Source organism: Alcaligenes faecalis, assembly GCF_002443155.1.
In the GTDB taxonomy this organism is placed as follows: domain Bacteria; phylum Pseudomonadota; class Gammaproteobacteria; order Burkholderiales; family Burkholderiaceae_B; genus Alcaligenes; species Alcaligenes faecalis.
Window position 1 is genome coordinate 3888806 of sequence record NZ_CP023667.1, and the last position, 20493, is coordinate 3909298.

Here is a 20493-nt window from a genome sequence, read left to right on the forward strand (position 1 = left end):
TCAGAAGGAAAAAATCATGCGTAAAGTTGCTATTGTGGGCGCTGGCCAAGCTGGCATGCCCGTTGCATTCGGCCTCTTGGCCCAAGGCTACGACGTAGCCGTTTTCACCAACCGCAGCCCTGACGATGTTCGTGGTGGCCGTGTCATGTCCAGCCAGTGCATGTTTGCCGAGGCGCTGGATGTAGAGCGTCGCCTGGGTCTGAACTTCTGGGACGACGAATGCCCACCCGTACAAGGTATCGGCTTTGCCCTGCCCAACCCCGATCAGCCTGACACCAAGGCCGTGGACTGGAGTGGCCGTCTGGACCGCGAAGCCCAAGCCACCGACCAGCGCGTAAAAATGCCTTACTGGCTGGAACTGTTCGAGCAGCGCGGCGGGAAATTGATCATGGAAGATGTGGGCGTGGCTGAACTGGAGCGCATCACCCAGGAATACGATCTGACCATGCTGGCTGCCGGTAAAGGCGAAGTGGTCAAACTGTTTGAGCGTGATGATCAGCGTTCCATGTACGACAAGCCACAGCGCGCTCTGGCCCTGACCTACGTGCACGGTCTGGAACCTACACCTGAATACTCGCGCGTGTCCTTCAACTTCATCCCCGGTGTGGGCGAATACTTTGTGTTCCCATCGCTGACCCTGTCCGGTCCTTGCGACATCATGGTGTTTGAAGGCGTGCCCGGTGGCCCATTGGATCGCTTCCGCGATGCCAAGACGCCTGAAGCGCACCTGGAACAAAGCGTGTCCTTCCTGCGCGAATTCCTGCCTTGGGAAGCCGACCGTGCCCGCAATGTGGAACTGACTGACGCCCAGGGTTATCTGTCCGGCGCTTTCCCTCCCACGGTGCGCAAACCGGTACTGACACTGCCTTCGGGCCGCATGGTGCTGGGTCTGGGCGATGCCGTGGTCGTGAACGACCCCATTACCGGCCAGGGTTCCAACAATGCCGCCAAAGCCGCCCAAGTGTATCTGGACAGCATCTTGCAGCGTGGCGAAGGCGCGTTTGACCGTAACTGGATGCAGGAAACGTTCGAGCGTTACTGGGATTACGCCAATCTGGTGGTGCGCTGGACCAACTCCATGTTGAAGCCGCCAACCGATTCTTCTTTTGCCTTGTTGACCTCGGCTCAGCAATCGCCTGCTCTGGCGCATTTCCTGGCCAACAGCTTTAACCACCCGCCGGTTCTGTTCCCGGCCTGGGAAGATCTGAGTGCCGCCCAGGCATTGATCGAGAAGACTCGCAGCCAATCTGTGGCTGCCTGATAGATAGTATTCAAGGAGACGTATCATGACCCCCACCGCAACGCTGCAAGACTCCTCGTCCCAAACCGCTGCCCAGCGGCAGGCCGTGTCTGCCCAAGCGTTGGCAGCCGCTGACGCCAAACCCACACCGTCCAATCTGAATGTGGTCGATAGCCGTGCGTTTCGCCAGGCACTGGGCCATTTTCCAACGGGTGTGGCCATTGTCACGACTCGTTGTCCCGATGGCCGGGCGGTGGGTCTGACCATCAACTCCTTTACCTCCCTGTCGCTGGAGCCGCCTCTGGTGATGTGGAGCCTGGTGAATCATTCGCCCAGCCTGGAGATCTTTGAAAAATGCAGCCACTTTGCCATCAATGTGATTAGCCAGGAGCAAGTGCCCGTGGCCCTGGGGTTTGCCAATTCCCAGGTCAAGGACAAGTTCTCGCTGGTCTCGCATGTGGATGGTGAAGAAGGCGTGCCACTGCTGGACGATTGCGTGGCGACCTTTGTGTGCGAAAACTACCGTCAGCACGAAGGCGGCGACCACACCTTGTTTATTGGCCGTGTGGTGCGTCACACCACCCTGACCGAACACGAACCTGCGGTGTTTCACCGTGGCCGTTTCGCCAACCTGACCACGCCTAGCGGAGACCGTTGAAATGAGTGACGCGCACAGCGCTGATGTAGTCATTGTCGGCAGTGGGATGAACTCCCTGACTTGCGCCGCCTTGTTGGCCCAACGGGGCTTGTCGGTGACAGTGCTGGAGCGCAATGCGGTTGCCGGGGGCTGTATCCGTACCCAGGAGCTGTTCCCCGGTTTTACCCATGATGTTCTGTCCAGCTGGTATCCCCTGTTCATGGGCGGCGCGTCGTATGCCGCTCTGGCCGAACCCTTGGCCAAAGCTGGTCTGGAGTTTGCCAAAGGCGAGTACAGCACGGGTCTGGCCATTCCCGGTGGCCCGTCGCTGGCCTTGCGTCAGGATATGGACGACACGGTGCGTCGTTTCAATGACCTGATGCCCGGTGAAGGCGATGCCTTGGGCGCCATGGCGGCACGCATGTTTGGCCCGGATGCCGGTCTGGTATTTGGCCTGCTGGGTGGTGAGCCCTACCGCTGGCCCATGGCCAAACTGGCTTTTGGTGCCTGGCGCGAACGGGGGCTGGACGGCTTGATGTCTTTTGGCTCGCAGGCCTTGGAAAGCTTCCGGCGCTGGGCCATGCGTGATCTGCGCAGCGATCTGGCCCGCGCCATGATTGCTCCCTGGGTGCTGCATAGCGGTTTGGGCCCGGACGAGGCCAGCTCGGCCCTGATCGGCAAGCTGACTTTCAGCGCCGTCGTCAGTGGCGGCATGCCGGTGGTCAAAGGCGGCAGTTACCAGATTGTGAAAGCCTTTACCCGCATTATTGAAGAAGCAGGTGGGACGGTACTGACCAATTCCCATGTGGATCGCGTGCTGGTGGAAGGCAATAAAGCCACCGGCGTGTGTGTGGGTACGCAGCGCTATCTGGCCCGCCGTGCGGTGGTCTGCAATGTGACGCCCGGTCAGCTTTACGGCGACTTGTTGCCGGAAGTAGAACCCGAGCTGTTGAAGTCCGCCCAGGATTATCACTATGGTCGCGGTGGCATGCAGATTCACTTTGCCTTGAATTCCCCGCCCGACTGGGTTGACCCGGAACTGCGCCATGTCCCTATGGTGCACGTGACGGAAAGCATGGAGCAGGTGTGCTCTTCGGTGGTGACGGCCAGCAATGGCTATCTGCCTGCCAAACCGACCCTGGCCGTGGGCCAGCCGGTGGCAGTGGATGTGACTCGCGCACCGGAGGGACACTGGATTTTATGGGTACAAATGCAGGAACTGCCGCGCCACATCAAAGGCGATGAGGCGGGCGAGATTCCTGTGCCGGCCGATGGTCGCTGGAACGAAGCCGTGCGCGAGGCCATGGCCGACCGCGTGCAGGCCCGTCTGGAAACCGTCATGCCTGGCTTGGCCGCCAAGATTATCGGGCGTCGTAGCGTCAGCCCGGCGGATCTGGAAGCCTTGAACATGAATCTGGTGGGGGGCGATCCGTATAGCGGGGTGTGCTCACCGGATCAGTTCTTTTTCATGCGTCCTTTTGCAGGACACAAGAATGCGCGCAGTGGCACGACGCCCTGGCGTAATCTGCATCAAATTGGTGCGTCGGTGCATCCGGGCCCTGGCCTGGGTGGTCAATCCGGCTATCTGGCCGCCCAGCGTATCTTGAAGGGGTGAGAGGACGGGTGAGGCGGTCAGCTTAGTGCTGACCGCCGCGCACTCGTTGCAGGGTCTCGCCAGGCGTTTCGCCAAAGCGGCTGCGATATTCGGCGCTGAAACGGCCCTGGTGTGCAAAGCCCCAGCGCATGGCCAGATCGGCCAGCGTCAGATGAGGTTCGTTGGAATGGATCAGTTCGTGGCGCAGACGGTCCAGGCGCACCTGGCGCAGGTACTGCATGGGGCTGACGCCATAGTGCTCCTTGAAGGCTTGCTGCAAGGTGCGCGAGCTGACGCCTGCGATAGAGCTGAGCTCGTCCACCGTGACGGGCAAATGGGCCTGCTCATGCAAGTGGCTGGCTACTTTCTTCAAGTGGCGCGGCAAGATGCGGGCGGGGTTCAGGGCCTGAATCTGAGCCGGTGGGTGCAGATCCAGCAAGGTTGTCACCGCCAATTGCTCCAGCTGGTTGATAATCAACGGCGAGCGCCGGATGTCTTCGTAGTTGCGTGCACAGTCCAGCACATAGCGCAGCATGATTTGCCAGGAAGGCTGGGTATGCGCCTCCAGGCGTACCGGAAACAGCAAACCTTGCGGGCCTACGTCCAGACCCATGCCACGGGCAGCCTGTTCCACCAGATTGCGGTCTATCTTGAGCATTAATTGCTCATTATTGGCGTGCCAGACCATATCCACGTCCTCGTTGGGATTGAGGATCGTGGCGGCGTAGGGGCTGGAGTCCACGGTTTGGCCACCGCAGCGAATCTTGGCGGTGCCATATTGAGGCATCTGGACCAGGTAAAAACCGGCCAGGTGATCAGGTTGGATATGTACGTCGGCGCCATAGCCCAGGCGGCTCAAGGCGACCTGACCAAACTGGGCGTGTCGCAGCCGGGTTTGCAGGGTCTGGTCGGCACGTAGCTGCTTGAGCTGGTGCGACTTGAACATGTCGCTGACAGATTTGCGCACGTGTTCCAGGTCAGCAGAAGCTACACGTGCCCAGTGATCGGGCTTATTTTCCATGTTTCATGTGCCTAGATGGTTCTGAAAGGCAGGAAGGATACGTAAAACCTTGAGTTTCAACGGTTTACAGCGGCTTTATTTTAGTTGTAAAGTATATCAGTGGGCCACCGGGATTTCCCGCAGTCCTGTTTAGTTTGTTTTGTTTATTAACAGAGAGAACCGTGCAGAAAGACTTTCACTTCTACGAACCCACACAAGGCCATGGACTGCGCCACGACCCGATCAGTTCTATTGTGGGCCCTCGTGTAATTGGCTGGATCGGTACCAAAAGCACGGAAGGCGTGCTGAACCTGGCCCCGTACAGTTTCTGCAACGTGTTCAACTACCGCCCGCCTGTCATCGCTTTTTCCAGCGTGGGCTACAAAGACAGCGTGCGCAACGCAATTGAAACCGGCGTCTTTACCTGGAACCTGGCAACGCGTGATCTGGCCGAGCCCATGAACATGACCAGTCTGGAGCAAGATGTGCGCGAGTTTGAAGTCGCGGGCCTGACGCCTGTGGATTCCCGCCTGATTGATGCCCCCCGCGTGGGCGAGAGCCATGCCTCGCTGGAGTGCAAGGTCACGACTCACTTCCAGTTGAAAGACTCGGAAGGCAAGGACCTGAACACCTGGATGGTGCTGGGCGAAGTGGTGGGTGTGCATGTGTCGCCCAACAGCATCGTGGACGGCATTTACCGCACCGCAATTCCACGTCCGATTCTGCGTGGCGGTGGCCCAGGCGATTACTTTGAAATTACGGACCTGGCCTTGTTTGATATGCCACGTCCCAAGTCCTGATAGCAGGGCTGTCGTCAGAAGCTGCTGGTTGGCGGCTTCATTGGGATGACTGCCAATGCATAACGGCGCCGAAAGGCGCCGTTTGCTTGATACCTGCTCAGGGTGTGGCCGGAGTTTTGGGCTGTTTTGAGATTACTCGGTGACTGGTCGATCCGACCGACCCAAGGGTAGATAGCCAGTCACAGACCCGTCAATCCGTATTGCGCGCCGTAGGCGGGCATCTTAGCCCTTGGACGAACCGCCCGCTGCCAGGAATTGCGCCAGACGAGGGCTACGTGGCGACACCAGCACTTCTTCTGGCGGGCCTTCTTCTTCGATCTGGCCTTCATGCAGGTACACCACCTTGCTGGAGACGTTCCGTGCAAAGCTCATTTCGTGCGTAACCACCACCATCGTGCGCCCTTCTTCGGCCAAATTCTGCATAACACGCAGAACTTCGCCCACGCGCTCCGGGTCCAGAGCAGAAGTAGGTTCGTCAAACAGCATGACTTCCGGTTCCAGAGCCAGCGCACGGGCAATGGCCACACGTTGCTGCTGGCCGCCCGACAAGAAGGCCGGGTATTGTTTGGCCAGATCGCGCGACAGGCCCACCTTGTCCAGATACAGCTCCGCTTTGGCAATGGCCTGCGCCTTGTCCATGCCCTGTACATGAATGGGCGTGGCGGTAATGTTTTCCAGCACCGTCATGTGGGACCACAGATTGAAGTGCTGGAACACCATGGCCAGGCTGGTACGCAGGCGCTTGAGCTGTTGTTTATCTACCGCAACCAGTTCATCCGTTTTGGGGTCCAGACGGGTTTTCAGTTCCTCGCCCTTGATGACGATACGGCCGGAATTAGGCGTTTCCAGAAAGTTGATGCAACGCAGAAACGTACTTTTTCCCGAACCACTGGAACCGATCAGGCTGATGACATCGCCCGGCTCCGCGCTGAGAGAGACTCCCTTGAGGACCTCCAGGGAGCCATAGCGTTTGTGAATATTCTCGATGAGCAGGTTGGGCATGGAAAACGGTATCGTATTGAAAATAAAAAAGACCGGCGCGACGCGGCAGAGGGGATTACAGCACAGACTGGCCGCCAGGCAAATCATTGAGCCTGTGGTTTTCCCGTACAAATCTGTGGGTCTAAACGGATTTGCGCGCATTTCTGGGTTTATGATGCAGTCTTTCCCGCAGCCCTGATCGGGCTAAGGGCGCAGCGCAAGCCGCGTTTTAGCCAAGCTTAGGTGTCCGTTTTAGGGGACCTGTTTCTAGAGAGTGTTGTCATGAAAAAAGTGGTCCGTGCCAAGCTGCATGGTATCAAGGTGACCGGTGCCGACTTGAACTATCACGGGTCGATCACCCTGGATCCGGAAATCTGCGAACAAGCGGGCATTTTACCCATGGAGTTTGTGGAAATCTGGAATAAGGACAGTGGTGCCCGTATTTCTACCTACGTAATCTTCGGTGAACCCGGTTCGCGTTGCGTGGTTCTGAACGGTGCGGCCGCTCGTACCTGTCAAAAGGGCGACACCGTCATCATTTGCGCAACCGAATACGTGATGAATTCCGAAGACCTGTATTCCCTGCGCCCTACCGTGCTGACCTTCACGCCTGAAAACGAAGTGGATGAAGTCATGCACTACGAAGTGGCCAAGACCGCCCAGCGCGATTATGACTTCCGCGTGGTGCGCGACGACCGCCCTCGTGGTGCCGAGCGTCCATTGGCCCGTGTTGACGTGGACGCCCTGTCCGCCGACCTGCGCTCCCGTGGTCTGGATGATCGCGCCATTGCCGATATCCTGTCCTGCCACCTGGCCGATTTCGCGCCTGCGAACCAGAACTGATTGTTCTTCACCGGGCCGCAACAGGCCCGATGATGGTTGTATTAAAAAACGCTGTGTTCACTGCCTCAGGCGGCAAACACAGCTTTTTTTTATTCAGTCAGTTTGTGGCCGAATTACATCTGGTACACAGGCCTGAATATGGCATTGAGCGCAGCGCCATGGTGCACAGGGTGCCGTCAGACTACAAGGTACTCAGAGCACTGCAATCAGAGCGCTTGAGCACCTTGTTCACGTTCAGCCTCAATACTGGGCGCGCAGCGTCAGCATGACGTTACGTGGATCGCCGTAGTAGTTGTAGGCACGTTCGTGGGCAATGTAACGGTAGTAGCGCTTGTCGAACACGTTGTTCACGTTCAAGGTGGCTGAAACCTTGGGCGTGAAGTCGTAGCGCACCATCAGATCGGCCACAGCGTAAGGATTCTGCTCGATACGGATCGTGCCAGCCGTGTTCTCGTACAGGAACTTGGTCTGCCACGTGAAGCCGCCACCCACCGTCCACTGGCGCAACGAGCCGGGCAGGCGGTAAGAGGTAAAGAGCTTGAACATATGTTCTGGCGTGCGCGTGTTGAAGGGCTTGCCTTGGTTGGCCGCATCCTTCACGTACTTGGTGGTGTTGTAGGTATAGCCAGCCGTCAGATTCCAGCCTGGGGCCAGTTCACCTGTCAACTCCGCCTCAATCCCTTCGCTGCGCACTTTGCCTGCGGCAATCGAGCAGTAGTCGCTGGTGGTATAGGGGCACGGTTTGGGGCCGTCCAGATCGGTCTGGGCGCGGTTGGTTTCTTCGATACGGAAGGCCGCCAGCGAAGCCTGCACGCGGTCGTCCTGGAATTCACCCTTGATACCCGCCTCGTAGTTGGCGCCCACGATGGGCTTGAGCAAGGAGCCATTGCGGTCGATGGCGTTTTGCGGACGGAATACGTCGGTATAGCTGGCGTACAGCGAGTAGTTGTCGTTCAGATCGAATATCAGACCGGCGTACGGTGTGAACTCGCCACTGACCTTGTAGCTCGAGGAGGCCGTGTTGGCGCCCGTGAGCAGATTGGTGCTGTCGCTGCTGTAGTCCCACCAGCTCCAACGACCACCCACGATCAACGTGAGTGGATCGGCAAGGCTTAGACGAGCAGCGGTATAGATACCCGACTGCTTGGTGGTGGTGGCAGTGCGCGATTCATAGGGCCCAATATTGGGCGGGGGCAGCGAGGTGGGGTCCCAGTTAAAGACATCGGGCCGGATGCTGGCGTATTCACGCAAAGGCACCTGATCGGTTTCGGTAGGGTTGCGGCGCATGTTTGCACCCACCACCAGCTCATGCTTGCGGCCCAGCAAGGAGAATGGGCCCGAGGCGTATAGATCCACGCTGGTCTGGGTGCGGTTCAGGCTGCTGGCTTTGGCGTAGTTCAGGAGTGGGCCCAGATGGGTGTTGCGGTCTACGCCCGCGCCCGAGGCGGACAGAAACACCGTGTCTACGTCGTAGTGCTGGCGGTTGGCCGACAGCTTGGTCTGCCAGCCGTTGTCCATCTCCCAGGTCAGATCGCCGAACACGGTGGTGCTGCGGGTGGCGCGGTGGTTCCAGTCGGCGCCCAGGTAAGTGCTGCGTGGCAGTTCGAGATCGCCGCCGTCGTCAAAGAAGACGACGCCAGTGCCGTTGGGCGTACCCTTGGTGCGTTGATGATCCACCCCCACGGTGGCTGTGATCGAGGGAGTAAAGTCGTATTGCAAGACGCCATACAGCACTTCCTTGCGTTCCTTGACGTGATCCACGAAGGAGTCGCGGTCGTCGTGCACGGCCACCACCCGTCCGCGCAGATCACCGCTGTGGTTGAGCGGGCTGGAGACGTCGGCTTCCACACGATAGCTGTTCCACGATCCCACCATTGCGCTGCCGCTGGCGGCAAATTCGCGGGTGGGTTGCTTGCGCACCAGATTGAGCGTGCCGCCCGGGTTGCCGGCCCCCTGCAACAGACCCGCCGCGCCGCGTACCACCTCCACACGGTCGTAGATGGCCATGTCGGCGGCCGCTTCCGAGCCGCCTGCACCTAGTGAAACAGGCACGCCGTCAAGCTGGGCCGTGTCCAGCGAGAAGCCGCGGATCTGATAGGTTGTGCCCAGCACTTCGCCTTCCTGCACCTTCACGCCGGTGGCCTGCTTGAGTGCGTCGTTAAGCGTGAGCAAACCCTGGTCGTCAAGCCGTTGGCGCGTGATCACGCTGACCGATTGTGGGGTTTCACGTGCGGACAGGTTCATGCGCGTGGCCGAGCTTGCCGATGCGTTGGTGTAGCTGCCTGTGCCTTCGGTCCTGGGATCGAGTTGTCCACGTACGGTTACGGTGCTCAGCTGGGTGACGTCACCGGCAGGCGCCTCTGGGACCTGGCGCAGATGGTAGCTGCCATCCGAGCTGGCCACAGCAGTCAGGCCAGTACCGGCCAACAGTGCATCCAGCGCGGCCTGGGGCGATAAGGTGCCGGAGACGCCAGGGCTGTTTCGATCCTTGGCCAGCTCACCGGCGCCGGCTACCAGCACGCCGGACGCGCTTGCAAAGCGAGCCAGCGCTGTGCTCAAGGGGCCCGCAGGAATGCGGTAGCTTTGTTGTTGGGCTGACGCACGGTTGATGGTTTGAGCGTGGGCTTGAGGATGCCAGCTTGCCAGGCTTAATGCGCCACTGGCCAGGGCGAGCTGCAGTACGCAAGCCAAGGGGTGTAGTTTGAAGCCAGGTCGGAAAAAGTGCATGGCACCAGAAGAGGCCGCCCGACGGGCGACAGGCTGGGAATAGCCGGACATGATGAATTCTGCTCCTTGGAAGCGGTGTAGTCGGCGAGAGCGAGCCGGTTTGCGTGTGTCCTGGCCAGTGTCTGTTCTGAGGCCAGAAGACGGAGTAAAACGATGCCCTCTTTAGGTATATCGAACACGCCAAGGAAAAGCGGAACTCGAAAAAGTGGAAATAGCCGGTTTCAGGTTTTGGGCCGATTGATTAGGCCCGTAAACTGGCTTGTCATGCACGGCTGTCCATGTTGTGAACGTGCGCTTGAATCAAGGCCGGTGCTCGGCAAGTTCAATGCTGACCCACCAGGGCAGGGTCCGTTTGATGCGAATGGGGAGCACTCCTTCCAGCATTTTCAAGGCCCGGTCCGGGTCGGTGGAGGGATAGCTGCCAATCACAGGAAGCTGGGCAGCCTCGGGTGAGACGCTAAGGTGGCCACCGCGATAGCGTTGCAATTCACGCACGACCTCAATCAAGGGTGTGTTGTCGGTGACGAGGATGCCTTTGGTCCAGCTTTGTCGTTCGGGAAGCACCGGAACGGTGTCCGCAATTTGGGCACGCGAGAGCTGCGTCTGCTGACCGGCATAGACAATGCGCTGCTTGCCATTGCTGACCGTGTCCACTTGCACCGCCCCTTGGTACACCGCCAGAAAAGTCTCCTGACCGTCCAGTCGCACGGTAAAGCGGGTGCCCAAGGCACGCAGCAGACCCTGGCGCGTCTTGACCAGAAAGGGCCGCCCAGGATCGGCCGCGGTATCGATCAGAATTTCACCCTGGACCAGTGAGAGCAGGCGTTGATCGCCTCGGTAATCATGGTTCAGTGCGGTGTCGGAACTGAGCCAGACACTGGAGCCGTCTGGCAAGCTGAGCTGGCGAACTTCGCCACGGGCAGTGCGATGCTCGGCTGACCAGGCCATTACTGTGCCGGGCAAGGATGTATGCTGCCAGGCCAGCCAACTGCCCAATCCGCTGCCTGCCAGCGTGCCCAGGCCCAGCAACAATTGGCGGCGTCGCCCCATGCGCCGATTGGCCATGCAATAGCTTTGGACGGCAGCCTGACGGCTGTCGCTGCTTTGTATCGGTTCAAAGCGGCCACTGATGCGTTCCACGTACTGCCAGGCCTTGCGATGCTCGGCCTGAGCGGCCAGCCAGCCTTGCCAGCGTTGCTGGTCCTGGGCCGAGGCCTCATCCGAGCGCAACAGGGCAAACCATTCGGCGGCCTGTTCCAGCGCGTCAAACGAGGGCTCCAGCATATCGTCGGGATGCAGTTCGGAAGTGCTCATAGGGGGGCGTACAGGCAATCAGCGTGGCTCGGGCAGGCTGGACGCCTGATGCACGGGCATGTCAGCGGCGGTATGGCGGGCTTCCAGTTTCAGGCAGCACAGCATGGCCTGGCTAAGGTATCGGTGCACCATGCGTGTGGACACGCCTAGCGCCTCTGCAATTTCCCGGTTGCTCATGCCGTCGGCCATCGCCATGAAAAAGGCATTACCCACTTTGGCAGGCAGGGTGCGCAACATGCTGTCTATTTCGTGCAGGGCTTCCAGCACCAGGGCCTGGTGTTCGGCAGACGGAACCAGAGCGGCCGGGCGGTTAGCCAGCTCTTCCAGCCAGGCTTGTTCAATTTGGCGGCGTCGCCACAAGTCCACGCACATGCCGTTGGCCATGAGTCGCAAATACACACGTGCTTCGGGCTCGCTGCCGAATTGACGGGGTTTTTGCAGCAATCGGACAAAAACGTCTTGGGCCAGATCGGCTGCGTCAAAGGAATTGCCTAGCCTTCGTCGCAGCCAGCTATGCAACCAGCCATGGTAATTCCGGTACAGCGATTCCGTGTCGGGTGAGAAGGCGGCATTGTGCATGATGCGTTCCAGTGGTGCCTGCTCGACCAGAAAACGGTAGAGATTCGGGCAATGAGAACTGAGAATAATTCTCAATTATCAGAAAAAACCGCCCATTCGGCAAGTTGCCGTGGGCGGTTTTACTGTTGGCATCGCAAGCGATCAGGCCTGATCGCGCCCTTCTTCTACGGCATGGCAAGCCACTTCGTGCTGCCCGGTTTGCAGCAAAGCCGGGGCTTCGCGGCGGCAGCGATCATTGGCCAGCGGGCAGCGTGGATGGAAGGTACAGCCTGATGGCGGGTTCAGCGGGTTGGGCACTTCCCCCGCTACCGGAATGCGACTTTTGCCCGCCCCGCTCATGTCGGGAATGGCTCCCAGCAGCATCCGGGTGTAGGGATGGCGAGGCTGTGCAAATAGATCATCGCGTGGCGCAATTTCCACAATTCGACCCAAATACATGACGCCAACTCGGTCGGCCACGTGATGCACCACGGCCAGATTGTGCGAGATGAACAGATAGGTCAGCCCCAGCTCGCGCTGCAAATCCTTCATCAGGTTCAGGACCTGGGCCTGCACCGACACGTCCAGCGCCGAGGTCGGCTCGTCACAGACGATGAATTCAGGTTGCAGGGCCAGAGCACGGGCAATGGAAATACGCTGGCGCTGGCCGCCGGAGAACTGGTGCGGGTAGCGCTGGGCGTCGCTGGGGTTCAGCCCTACTTGCGTCAGCAGCTCGGCCACTTTGGCCTCTTGCTGGGCGCTGCTCATGTCCGTGTGAGTGACCAGTGGTTCGGCAATGATGCGGCCCACGCGCCAGCGAGGATTCAGGCTGGCATAGGGGTCCTGGAAAATCATCTGACGGCGTTTGCGCATGGCCTTCTGGCTGGCCTTGTCCATGGTTTGCAGGGACTGGCCATCAAACAGAATCTCGCCACGTGTCAGCGAATACAGGCCGGTCAGCAAACGGGCCACGGTGGATTTGCCACAGCCGGACTCACCCACCAGCGCCAGGGTTTCACCCTTGTTCAAGGTGAAGCTGACGCCATCGACCGCACGCAGGTTTACTTTGGGTTTGCGGTAGACCAGACGCTCCAGCAAGGGCGGGGACACATCAAACCAACAGGCAGCGTCCTTGACCTGGACCAGGGCTTGTTTAGGGGCGCTCATGCGGACTCCTGTGCATGCAGCCAACAGGCCGCCTGTGTTTGTGGGGGAACAGGCATCAGCTCGGGGCGTTCGACCAGGCAGCGATCAAAACGACGATCACAACGCGGATTGAAGGCACAGCCGGGCGGGATGGCGTTCAGGCGCGGCATGCTGCCGGGGATTTGTTCCAGACGCTTCAGCCCCGCGTGCAGATTGGGGATGGAACGCATCAAACCACGGGTATAGGGGTGGCTGGGTTTCTGGATCACGTCCTGTACCGGGCCGATTTCGATGATGCGACCGGCGTACATCACCGCCACGCGGTCGGCGGTTTCGGCAATCACCCCCATATCGTGGGTAATCAGCATGACCGAGGTGCCTTGCGAGCGACAGAGTTTTTTCAGCAGGTCGATAATCTGCGCCTGAATGGACACGTCCAGCGCGGTGGTGGGTTCATCCGCCACGATCAGCTTGGGCTCGGCCGCCAGGGCCAGCGCAATCACCACCCGTTGGCGCATGCCGCCCGAGAACTGATGTGGATAGTGGTCGATACGCTCGCGCGCGGCGGGAATGCCGGTGGCTTCCAGCAACTCGATGGCGCGTTCCCGTGCCTGTTTCCAGGACAGGGGCAGGTGCGTCACGATGGTTTCAGCCAACTGATGGCCCACGGTGTAGAGCGGGTTCAGCGAGGTCAGCGGGTCCTGGAAGATCGCGCCAATCTTGCGGCCACGAATCTTGCGCATCTGGTCCTGGTTCAGATTGTCGATGCGCTCGCCTTCCAGCAGGATCTGGCCGCCGCTGATGCGACCGGGGGCATCGAGCAAACCAATAATGGAGGAACCCGTCAGGGACTTGCCGGCGCCCGACTCGCCCACCACACCCAGCACTTCACCGGGGGCGATGGAAAAGGACACATGATCCAGGGCTTGGAGCACACCACGCCGGGTCGGGAATTCGACACACAGGTCTTGGACAGTTAAGAGTGCAGTCATGGCTTAGCTCAATTTGGGGTTCAGGGCGTCACGCAACCAGTCGCCCAGGAGATTGACCGACAGCACCAGCAGCACCAGCATCAGGCCAGGGAAAATCGTGATCCACCATTCGCCCGAGAACAGGAAGTCGTTACCGATCCGGATCAAGGTGCCCAGAGAAGGCGAGGTGGCCGGAACGCCGACGCCCAAAAAGGACAGCGTGGCTTCGGTAATGATGGCGGTGGCCAGATGCACGGTGGCCAGCACCAGCACGGGGCCCATCACATTGGGCAGTACATGGCTGAACATGATGCGTGGCGAGGACACGCCAATGACGCGGGCAGCCTGTACATATTCCCGGTTTTTCTCCACCAGCGTGGAGCCGCGCACGGTACGGGCATATTGCGGCCAACCGGCCAGCGCAATCGCCCCGATCAGCACTGGGAAGGCGACTACATCGTGCATGTTCAAGGGGAACACGGCACGGGCTACCCCGTCGATCAGCAAGGCAATCAGGATGGCCGGGAAGGACAGCTGCACATCGGCCACACGCATGATGAAGGCATCCACACGGCCACCGGAGTAACCGGCCAGCAGGCCCAGCACAATGCCGACCACCATGGACAAGGCCACAGAGGCCAGACCAATCAGCAAAGAGGTGCGTGTCCCGTACAACAGGGCCGAATACAGATCACGCCCCTGGCTGTCTGTTCCCAACCAGTATTGGGGCGACCCGTTTTCCGACCAGGCCGGGGCCAGCAAGGCATCCATCAGGTCGATGGAGGTCAGATCGAACGGATCATAAGGCGCCACCCAGCGGGCACCCAGCGCGCCGATAAACAGCAGCAAGGCCATGATGGTGGCGGCAATGGCCACGGGGGAATGACGCCAGGACCAGACCAGATCGCTATCCCAGGCGGTTTTCAATTTAGCGAACATATTAGTGCCCCTTGGCGCCCGACAATTGGGTGCGCAGACGTGGATCGACCAGGAAGTACAGCAGGTCTACCAGCAGGTTGATCACAACAAATACCAGGGCAATCAGACAGAGGTAGGCCGCCATCACGGGGATGTCGGCAAATTGCACGGCCTGGATAAACAGCAGACCCATGCCCGGCCATTGGAAAACGGTTTCCGTCACGATGGCAAAGGCGATGATGCCGCCCAGTTGCAGACCCGTGATGGTGATAACCGGCACCATGGTGTTTTTCAGGGCGTGGCCAAAGTGGATAGCGCGTTGCGACAAGCCACGGGCACGAGCAAATTTGATGTAGTCGGCGCGCAGGACTTCCAGCATCTCGGAGCGCACCAGACGCAGGATCAGCGTGAGCTGGAACAAACAGAGCGTGATGGCGGGCAAGATCAAATGCTTGATCCCGTCCCAGCTAAGCAGGCCGGTGCTCCACCAGCCAAACTTCAGGACTTCTCCCCGGCCATAGCTGGGCAGCCAGCCCAATTGCACGGAGAAGATCAGGATCAGCAAGATACCGATCAGGAAGGTGGGCAAGGATATTCCCAGCAGGGAAAAGGCCAGAATGCTTTGCGCCATGAAGCCATTGCGCTTCAAGGCGGTGTACACCCCTAGCGGCAGGCCTATCAGCAAGGCCAATATGGCGGCCACCACGGATAGCTCGACGGTGGCAGGCAGGCGATCTTTGAGCAGGGTGGAAACAGGTTGGGCTTGCCGCAGGGACAGGCCAAATTCGCCTTGTACAGCCTGGGATACAAAGCGCCCGAATTGTACGGGGGCGGGTTGGTCCAGCCCCAGGCTGGCACGCAGTTCCACGCGATCTTGTTCGGTGGCGTCCTGTCCCAGCATGATGGTGACCGGGTCACCAATGTAGCGGAACAGCACAAAGGCCAGAAGGCTGACCGTCAGCATCACCAGAACAGCCTGGATCAGACGGCGAATAATAAATACCAGCATAGGCGGTCTCCTGGTAGAGCGCGAGGATCACTCGCGACCAGTGTCGTCCTTAATGTGTAGAAGGGGCCCGGCAAGGGGGCTGGTGTAGAAACGGATGACTACAGCGTAATGGGAGCCAGCCCCGCACGAAGGCGGGGCTGGGGTGGGAAAACAACTTAGTCGATGGTTGTCCACTGTGCCAGCATGCGGTTGTCCGTACGATGTATCACGTTGACCTTCTTGGCCATGGCCCAAGGAATGATCTGGTCATGCAGGGGGATATGACCCACTTCCTTGGCATGAATTTCCAGAACCTTGTGGATGGCCGCATCGCGCTTGGCGGTGTCGGTTTCGGTCTTGATCTGGTCGATCAAGGCGTCCACTTCGGCGTTTTCGTAGCCACCAAAGTTAAAGGAGCCGTCCGCGCCCTCGCCCTTGCTGTGCATCAGGCTTTGCAGGGTGTACAGCGCATCAAAGGTGGGCACGCCCCAGCCAAACATGTAGGCGCTGGAGTCAAAGCTTTGTACTTTGGGGAAGTAGGTGGCGCGTGGCATGGCGTTCAGGTTGGCTTTCACGCCGACCTTGGCCCACATGCCCACGATGGCCTGGCAGATGGCTTCATCGTTGATGTAGCGATCGTTCGGGCAATCCAGGGTGAAGGTCAGGGAATTGTCGTAACCGGCTTCTTTCAGCAGTTCCTTGGCGCGATCCTGGCTGTAAGGCAGGCGCTGGGCCAGTTCCTTGGTGTAGCCGTGAACCTGAGGGGCCACCATGGTGCCGGTGGGGGCGGAGGAACCGCGCATCACGGCTTTCTTGATGGCTTCAATGTCGATGGCCACGTACAGGGCTTCACGCACACGCTGGTCAGCAAAGGGGTTCTTGCCCTTGATGCTGCTGTATTTCAGCTCTGGATTCTTCTGGTCCAGACCCAGGTAGATGGTGCGGTACTCGTTGCCTTCCACAATCTTGGTTTGCTGGCGCAGACGCTGCAAATCCTGAGCAGGCGGGTCCAGAACCAGGTCCACTTCGCCAGACAGCAAGGCAGCGGTACGGGTGGCGTTCTGCTTGATAGGTACGTAGATCACTTCGGTGACGTTACCCACCTTGTTGCCCTTGTTCCACCATTCTTCGTTTTCCACAAAGACGGTGCGCACGTCCACTTCACGTGACTTCAGCTTGTAAGGGCCGGTGCCGTTGGTGTTGCGAGCCGAGAAGGTTTCTTCGTTCTTGTTGAAGTCCTGGGGCTGGGTGACATTGTTCTTTTCCGACCAGGCCTTGTTCATCATGAACACGCTGGTCAGCTGGCGCAGCAGGACCGGGTTGGGGGCGGACGTAATGATGTCCACCGTCTTGTCGTCAATTTTTTCTGCCTTGACGATGCCGTTCACGTGGGCCTTGAAGTTGGAGGTCGGGGCCATGGCGCGCTCAATGGAGAACACCACGTCATCGGCGGTAAAGGGAGCGCCGTCGTGGAATTTCACTCCTTCGCGCAGCGTAAAGCGCCAGACAGTAGGTTCACGCTGTTCCCAGGCCGTGGCCAGGCTGGGCACAATCTGGAAATCCTTGTCGTAGTCCACCAGCGCCTCATAGACATACATGCTGCCTGTGATCGTGAGGTTTTCGTTCTGTGCGTGTGGATCCAGGGTCATGAAGTCGCCCTGGCTGGACCAAGTAAGCGTTTTGCTGTGGCCCACCAAGGGCAGGGCGACCAGAGCTGCCAGCGCAGCAGCCAATACTGTTTTTTTCATGAAAACCTCCTGTTGGGGTGCTTGGTGTCGCTGATAGAGAGGCTGCATAGTAACCGGGCGCTTGCTGCCGATTCAATACGTAGTTTCAGCCTGCTGTCAGCTTAATGATGTTTAGTGATTTATATCATCCCGGCGCTTATTCAGTGGCTCCCGGTTCAAAGCCGACTTGTCGCTATAATGGTGTACATATATACAGTTAACAGGCTGATCACGGTGGCGGCACAAGAAGAAAACCCCCTGGAGCGGCGTATCGCTCATGTGGATATGGATGCGTTTTATGCCTCGGTAGAGCTGCTGCGCTACCCGCATTTGCGCGGCCGCCCCGTGGTGATTGGCGGGCGCAGTGCCGATACCCCGCGTCAATTGCCCGATGGCAGTTGGCAACATGCCCGTCTGGCCGATTACGTGGGGCGCGGGGTGGCCACGACCTCGACTTATGAAGCCCGTCAGTTGGGCGTGTTCTCGGCCATGGGTTTAATGAAGGCGGCTCAACTGGCTCCCGATGCCATCTTGCTGCCTGCCGATTTTCAAGCCTACCGTCATTATTCGCGCTTGTTTAAACAGGCCGTGGCCACGGTCTCGGACCATATCGAGGATCGGGGTATCGACGAGATCTATGTAGACCTTAGCCATAAAACCGAAGACAGCCACGAACTGGCCGAGCAGATTCGACAAGCCGTGAACCAGGCCACCGGCCTGACCTGTTCGGTAGGCATTACGCCCAACAAGCTGCTCTCCAAAATTGCTTCGGAGCTGAACAAGCCCAATGGGGCCTGCGTGTTGACCATGGACGATGTGCCTACCCGCATCTGGCCGCTGGCCGTGGGCAAGATCAATGGCATTGGTCCCAAGTCGGTCGTGAAGCTGACGGAAATGGGCATAGAGAAGATTGGGGAACTGGCCGCTACACCTGCAGAAAAACTGCAGGAACATTTTGGCCTGCGCTACGCGCAATGGCTGATGGCCGTGGCCCAAGGCCAGGACGAGCGCCCCTTGTCCACCGACCGCACGCCCAAATCCATCAGCCGTGAAACCACCTTCGAGCGTGATCTGCACGTGCGCATGGATCGCTCCCGCCTGTCTGCTGTGCTGGAGTCCTTGTGTGAAAAGCTGGAACAGGATTTACGCAAATCCGCCATGTGCGCCCAAACCATAGGGATCAAGCTGAAGTTCGAGGACTTCAAAACCGTGACGCGCGACCTGTCTCTGCCCGCGCCGGTGCTGGCGGCGGATGCCATTCTGGCTGCTGCCCGCCAGAATCTGAAACGCGCCGTACTGGACAGGCGCTTGCGCTTGCTGGGCGTGAAAGCCAGTGCCCTGCTGCCTATCAGTGAAATGCCGCAGGAGCAGCCCCGGCAACTGGATCTGGACGGTTTGTTCTGATTCAAAACTAGGCAGACTAGCAGCATACCAATATAATGAGACTCATTCTTATTTGAATCTCAGGATAGTCGCCCGTGAACGAGCGCTCCACCACCGAAGTGATGACCGTCGCTCAGATGCAGCAACACATGCACGTGTTGTATTGCCAGCACCGTGGCTGGCTGCATGATTGGTTACGGCGACGTTTGGGCTGCTCTCACCATGCGGCCGATCTGGTGCATGACGCTTATGTGCGTGTCATGAGCTCGGGCCGCATCCCCGGCCCGGAGCAGGCTCGCCCTCACCTGATGCAGATCGCCAAGGGCCTGGTGATTGATCGCTACCGCCGTCAGCAAATTGAGCAGGCGTATCTGGATGCCTTGGCGCATATGCCGGAACCGACGGCGATCTCTCCCGAAGAACGTGCCCTGACCCTGGAAGTGTTGCTGCGTATTTGCGCTGCCTTGGACGGGCTGCCCGGCCGTGTTCAGCACGTGTTCTTGCTGTCGCGTTACGAGGGTTTGACATACTCGGCCATCGCCCAGCGTCAGGGGATTGCCGTGGCGACAGTGCGCAAATATATGCTGCAGGCCACGCAGGCCTGCTTTGCCGTGATGGCTGATCTGGACGCGAGCGCCCTGCCGTGAGCACACCCCGTCCCGCCCTGAATCCTATCGATGCCCAGGCCCTGGAGTGGCAAGTCGTCTTCTGGTCCGGTGAAGTGCAAGAGCACGAGCAGCGGGACTTCCAGATCTGGCTGGCGGCCGACCCCTTGCACGAGCAAGCCTGGACCCGTATTCAGCAGTTTGGTCAGCAAATGCAGCTTGCGCCGCAGGAGGTGGCGTCCCAGGTCTTGCAAGCCAGCTTGTCTGCCCAGGCGATACAGCGGCGACGTGCCATTTTGCGCAGTGTCTTGTTGCTGGCGTGTGGCGGGCTGGGCAGTTACGGCGTGAGTCGCACACCCCAATGGGCGGCCTGGAATGCAGACTACCGCACCGCATCAGGCCAACGTAAAGAACTGACTTTGCCCGATGGCACCGTGCTGGCCCTGAATACGGCCAGTTCCTTGAACGTGCAATACAGCGAAACGCAACGCAGTGTCGTCCTGCTGGGTGGCGAAGTCTTGATCAGCACGGCGTCCGACCCGCAAATCCGGCATCGGCCTTTTGTGGTGCAAACTCCTGAAGGGGAAGTTCAGGCTCTGGGTACGCGTTTCCTGGTGCGACATTGGCCTGCCATGGCGCGTGTCTCGGTCCAGGTTTATGAGGGGGCGGTAGAACTGCGCCCCAGCCATGCTGGGCAAGTGACACGCTTGCAGGCCGGACAGCAGGCCTTGTTCAGCAGGCAGCAAAGCTATAAGCCTGAGCCGGCCGATGAGCAGGCCAGCGCCTGGCAACGTGGTTTGCTGGTTGCAGAACGCTGGCGCTTGGGGGATTTTCTGGCAGAAGTCGCCCGATATCGGCCTGGAGTACTGCGCTGTGACCCGGCAGTAGCCGGGCTGATGATTTCGGGCGTCTACCCCTTGCAGGATACGGACGCGATTTTGCACTCAGTGTCGCAAGCCTTGCCCGTGCAGGTACGGATGATTACACCGTATTGGGTCATGGTCTCGGCGTTGGCGTAGCACTTTTTGATTCTCGTTCGGGATACATGCAAAGGCCCGGTT

At 59.3% G+C, this 20493-nt stretch carries 18 protein-coding genes; 8 read left to right on the forward strand and 10 right to left on the reverse strand.

Annotated elements, in window-relative coordinates; translation table 11 throughout:
- Window positions 1–16: 16 nt before the first annotated feature.
- The 3 genes from CPY64_RS18075 to CPY64_RS18085 are packed head-to-tail and all read left to right on the forward strand — an operon-like array spanning window position 17 to window position 3492.
- On the forward strand, window positions 17–1261 hold the full coding sequence (locus CPY64_RS18075) for a styrene monooxygenase/indole monooxygenase family protein (RefSeq protein WP_042484914.1): 1245 nt from the start codon (window positions 17–19) through the stop codon (window positions 1259–1261).
- A 25-nt stretch (window positions 1262–1286) separates the two neighbouring features.
- Window positions 1287–1898, forward strand: a complete 612-nt coding sequence (locus CPY64_RS18080; protein WP_042484910.1) for a flavin reductase family protein — start codon at window positions 1287–1289, stop codon at window positions 1896–1898.
- A 1-nt stretch (window position 1899) separates the two neighbouring features.
- Window positions 1900–3492 (forward strand): phytoene desaturase family protein, encoded by a 1593-nt coding sequence (locus tag CPY64_RS18085; protein ID WP_042484907.1) that lies wholly within the window; start codon window positions 1900–1902, stop codon window positions 3490–3492.
- A gap of 22 nt (window positions 3493–3514) precedes the next feature.
- On the opposite strand, the gene CPY64_RS18090 is transcribed toward CPY64_RS18085, so the two are convergent.
- Window positions 3515–4492, reverse strand: a complete 978-nt coding sequence (locus tag CPY64_RS18090; RefSeq protein ID WP_042484904.1) for an AraC family transcriptional regulator — start codon at window positions 4490–4492, stop codon at window positions 3515–3517.
- Between the two features lie 161 nt (window positions 4493–4653).
- On the opposite strand from CPY64_RS18090, the gene CPY64_RS18095 reads away from it, so the two are divergent.
- Window positions 4654–5271 (forward strand): flavin reductase family protein, encoded by a 618-nt coding sequence (locus tag CPY64_RS18095; RefSeq protein ID WP_026483916.1) that lies wholly within the window; start codon window positions 4654–4656, stop codon window positions 5269–5271.
- A 222-nt stretch (window positions 5272–5493) separates the two neighbouring features.
- Here CPY64_RS18095 and CPY64_RS18100 read toward each other — a convergent pair whose 3' ends face one another.
- Complete coding sequence (locus CPY64_RS18100) at window positions 5494–6273, reverse strand: ABC transporter ATP-binding protein (RefSeq protein WP_009461219.1); 780 nt, start codon at window positions 6271–6273, stop codon at window positions 5494–5496.
- Between the two features lie 261 nt (window positions 6274–6534).
- Here CPY64_RS18100 and panD point away from each other — a divergent pair, with 261 nt between their 5' ends.
- Window positions 6535–7095 carry an aspartate 1-decarboxylase gene (gene panD, locus CPY64_RS18110; RefSeq protein WP_009461218.1) on the forward strand — a complete coding sequence of 187 codons (561 nt, stop codon included), beginning with the start codon at window positions 6535–6537 and terminating at the stop codon, window positions 7093–7095.
- A 240-nt stretch (window positions 7096–7335) separates the two neighbouring features.
- Here panD and CPY64_RS18115 read toward each other — a convergent pair whose 3' ends face one another.
- The 8 genes from CPY64_RS18115 to CPY64_RS18150 all read right to left on the reverse strand — a co-directional run bounded on the left by CPY64_RS18115 (window position 7336) and on the right by CPY64_RS18150 (window position 17465).
- Window positions 7336–9873, reverse strand: a complete 2538-nt coding sequence (locus tag CPY64_RS18115) for a TonB-dependent siderophore receptor (protein WP_052362940.1) — start codon at window positions 9871–9873, stop codon at window positions 7336–7338.
- Between the two features lie 249 nt (window positions 9874–10122).
- On the reverse strand, window positions 10123–11136 hold the full coding sequence (locus CPY64_RS18120; protein WP_042484896.1) for a FecR domain-containing protein: 1014 nt from the start codon (window positions 11134–11136) through the stop codon (window positions 10123–10125).
- An 18-nt stretch (window positions 11137–11154) separates the two neighbouring features.
- Window positions 11155–11715: a sigma-70 family RNA polymerase sigma factor gene (locus CPY64_RS18125; protein WP_042484893.1), complete on the reverse strand. Its 561-nt coding sequence runs from the start codon at window positions 11713–11715 to the stop codon at window positions 11155–11157.
- 141 nt (window positions 11716–11856) lie between these two features.
- Window positions 11857–12861, reverse strand: coding sequence for an ABC transporter ATP-binding protein (locus CPY64_RS18130; protein WP_042484890.1), 1005 nt, complete (start codon window positions 12859–12861; stop codon window positions 11857–11859).
- Window positions 12858–13832: an ABC transporter ATP-binding protein gene (locus tag CPY64_RS18135; RefSeq protein WP_042484888.1), complete on the reverse strand. Its 975-nt coding sequence runs from the start codon at window positions 13830–13832 to the stop codon at window positions 12858–12860. The genes CPY64_RS18130 and CPY64_RS18135 overlap by 4 nt, the downstream gene beginning before the upstream one ends.
- 3 nt (window positions 13833–13835) lie before the next feature.
- The gene (locus tag CPY64_RS18140; RefSeq protein ID WP_009461211.1) at window positions 13836–14750 is read right to left on the reverse strand and encodes an ABC transporter permease; all 915 of its coding nucleotides are present in this window, start codon (window positions 14748–14750) and stop codon (window positions 13836–13838) included.
- Window position 14751: 1 nt separating this feature from the next.
- Window positions 14752–15738, reverse strand: coding sequence for an ABC transporter permease (locus CPY64_RS18145; RefSeq protein WP_009461210.1), 987 nt, complete (start codon window positions 15736–15738; stop codon window positions 14752–14754).
- Between the two features lie 155 nt (window positions 15739–15893).
- Complete coding sequence (locus CPY64_RS18150; RefSeq protein ID WP_042484884.1) at window positions 15894–17465, reverse strand: ABC transporter substrate-binding protein; 1572 nt, start codon at window positions 17463–17465, stop codon at window positions 15894–15896.
- 213 nt (window positions 17466–17678) lie between these two features.
- Between CPY64_RS18150 and dinB the strand changes: the two genes are divergently transcribed.
- From dinB to CPY64_RS18165, 3 genes are all read left to right on the forward strand, one after another.
- Window positions 17679–18848 carry a DNA polymerase IV gene (dinB, locus tag CPY64_RS18155; protein WP_226791429.1) on the forward strand — a complete coding sequence of 390 codons (1170 nt, stop codon included), beginning with the start codon at window positions 17679–17681 and terminating at the stop codon, window positions 18846–18848.
- Between the two features lie 74 nt (window positions 18849–18922).
- On the forward strand, window positions 18923–19474 hold the full coding sequence (locus CPY64_RS18160) for a sigma-70 family RNA polymerase sigma factor (protein WP_307188527.1): 552 nt from the start codon (window positions 18923–18925) through the stop codon (window positions 19472–19474).
- Window positions 19471–20451, forward strand: coding sequence for a FecR domain-containing protein (locus CPY64_RS18165; protein WP_042484882.1), 981 nt, complete (start codon window positions 19471–19473; stop codon window positions 20449–20451). Before CPY64_RS18160 ends, CPY64_RS18165 begins: the two co-directional genes overlap by 4 nt.
- Window positions 20452–20493 lie beyond the last annotated feature (42 nt).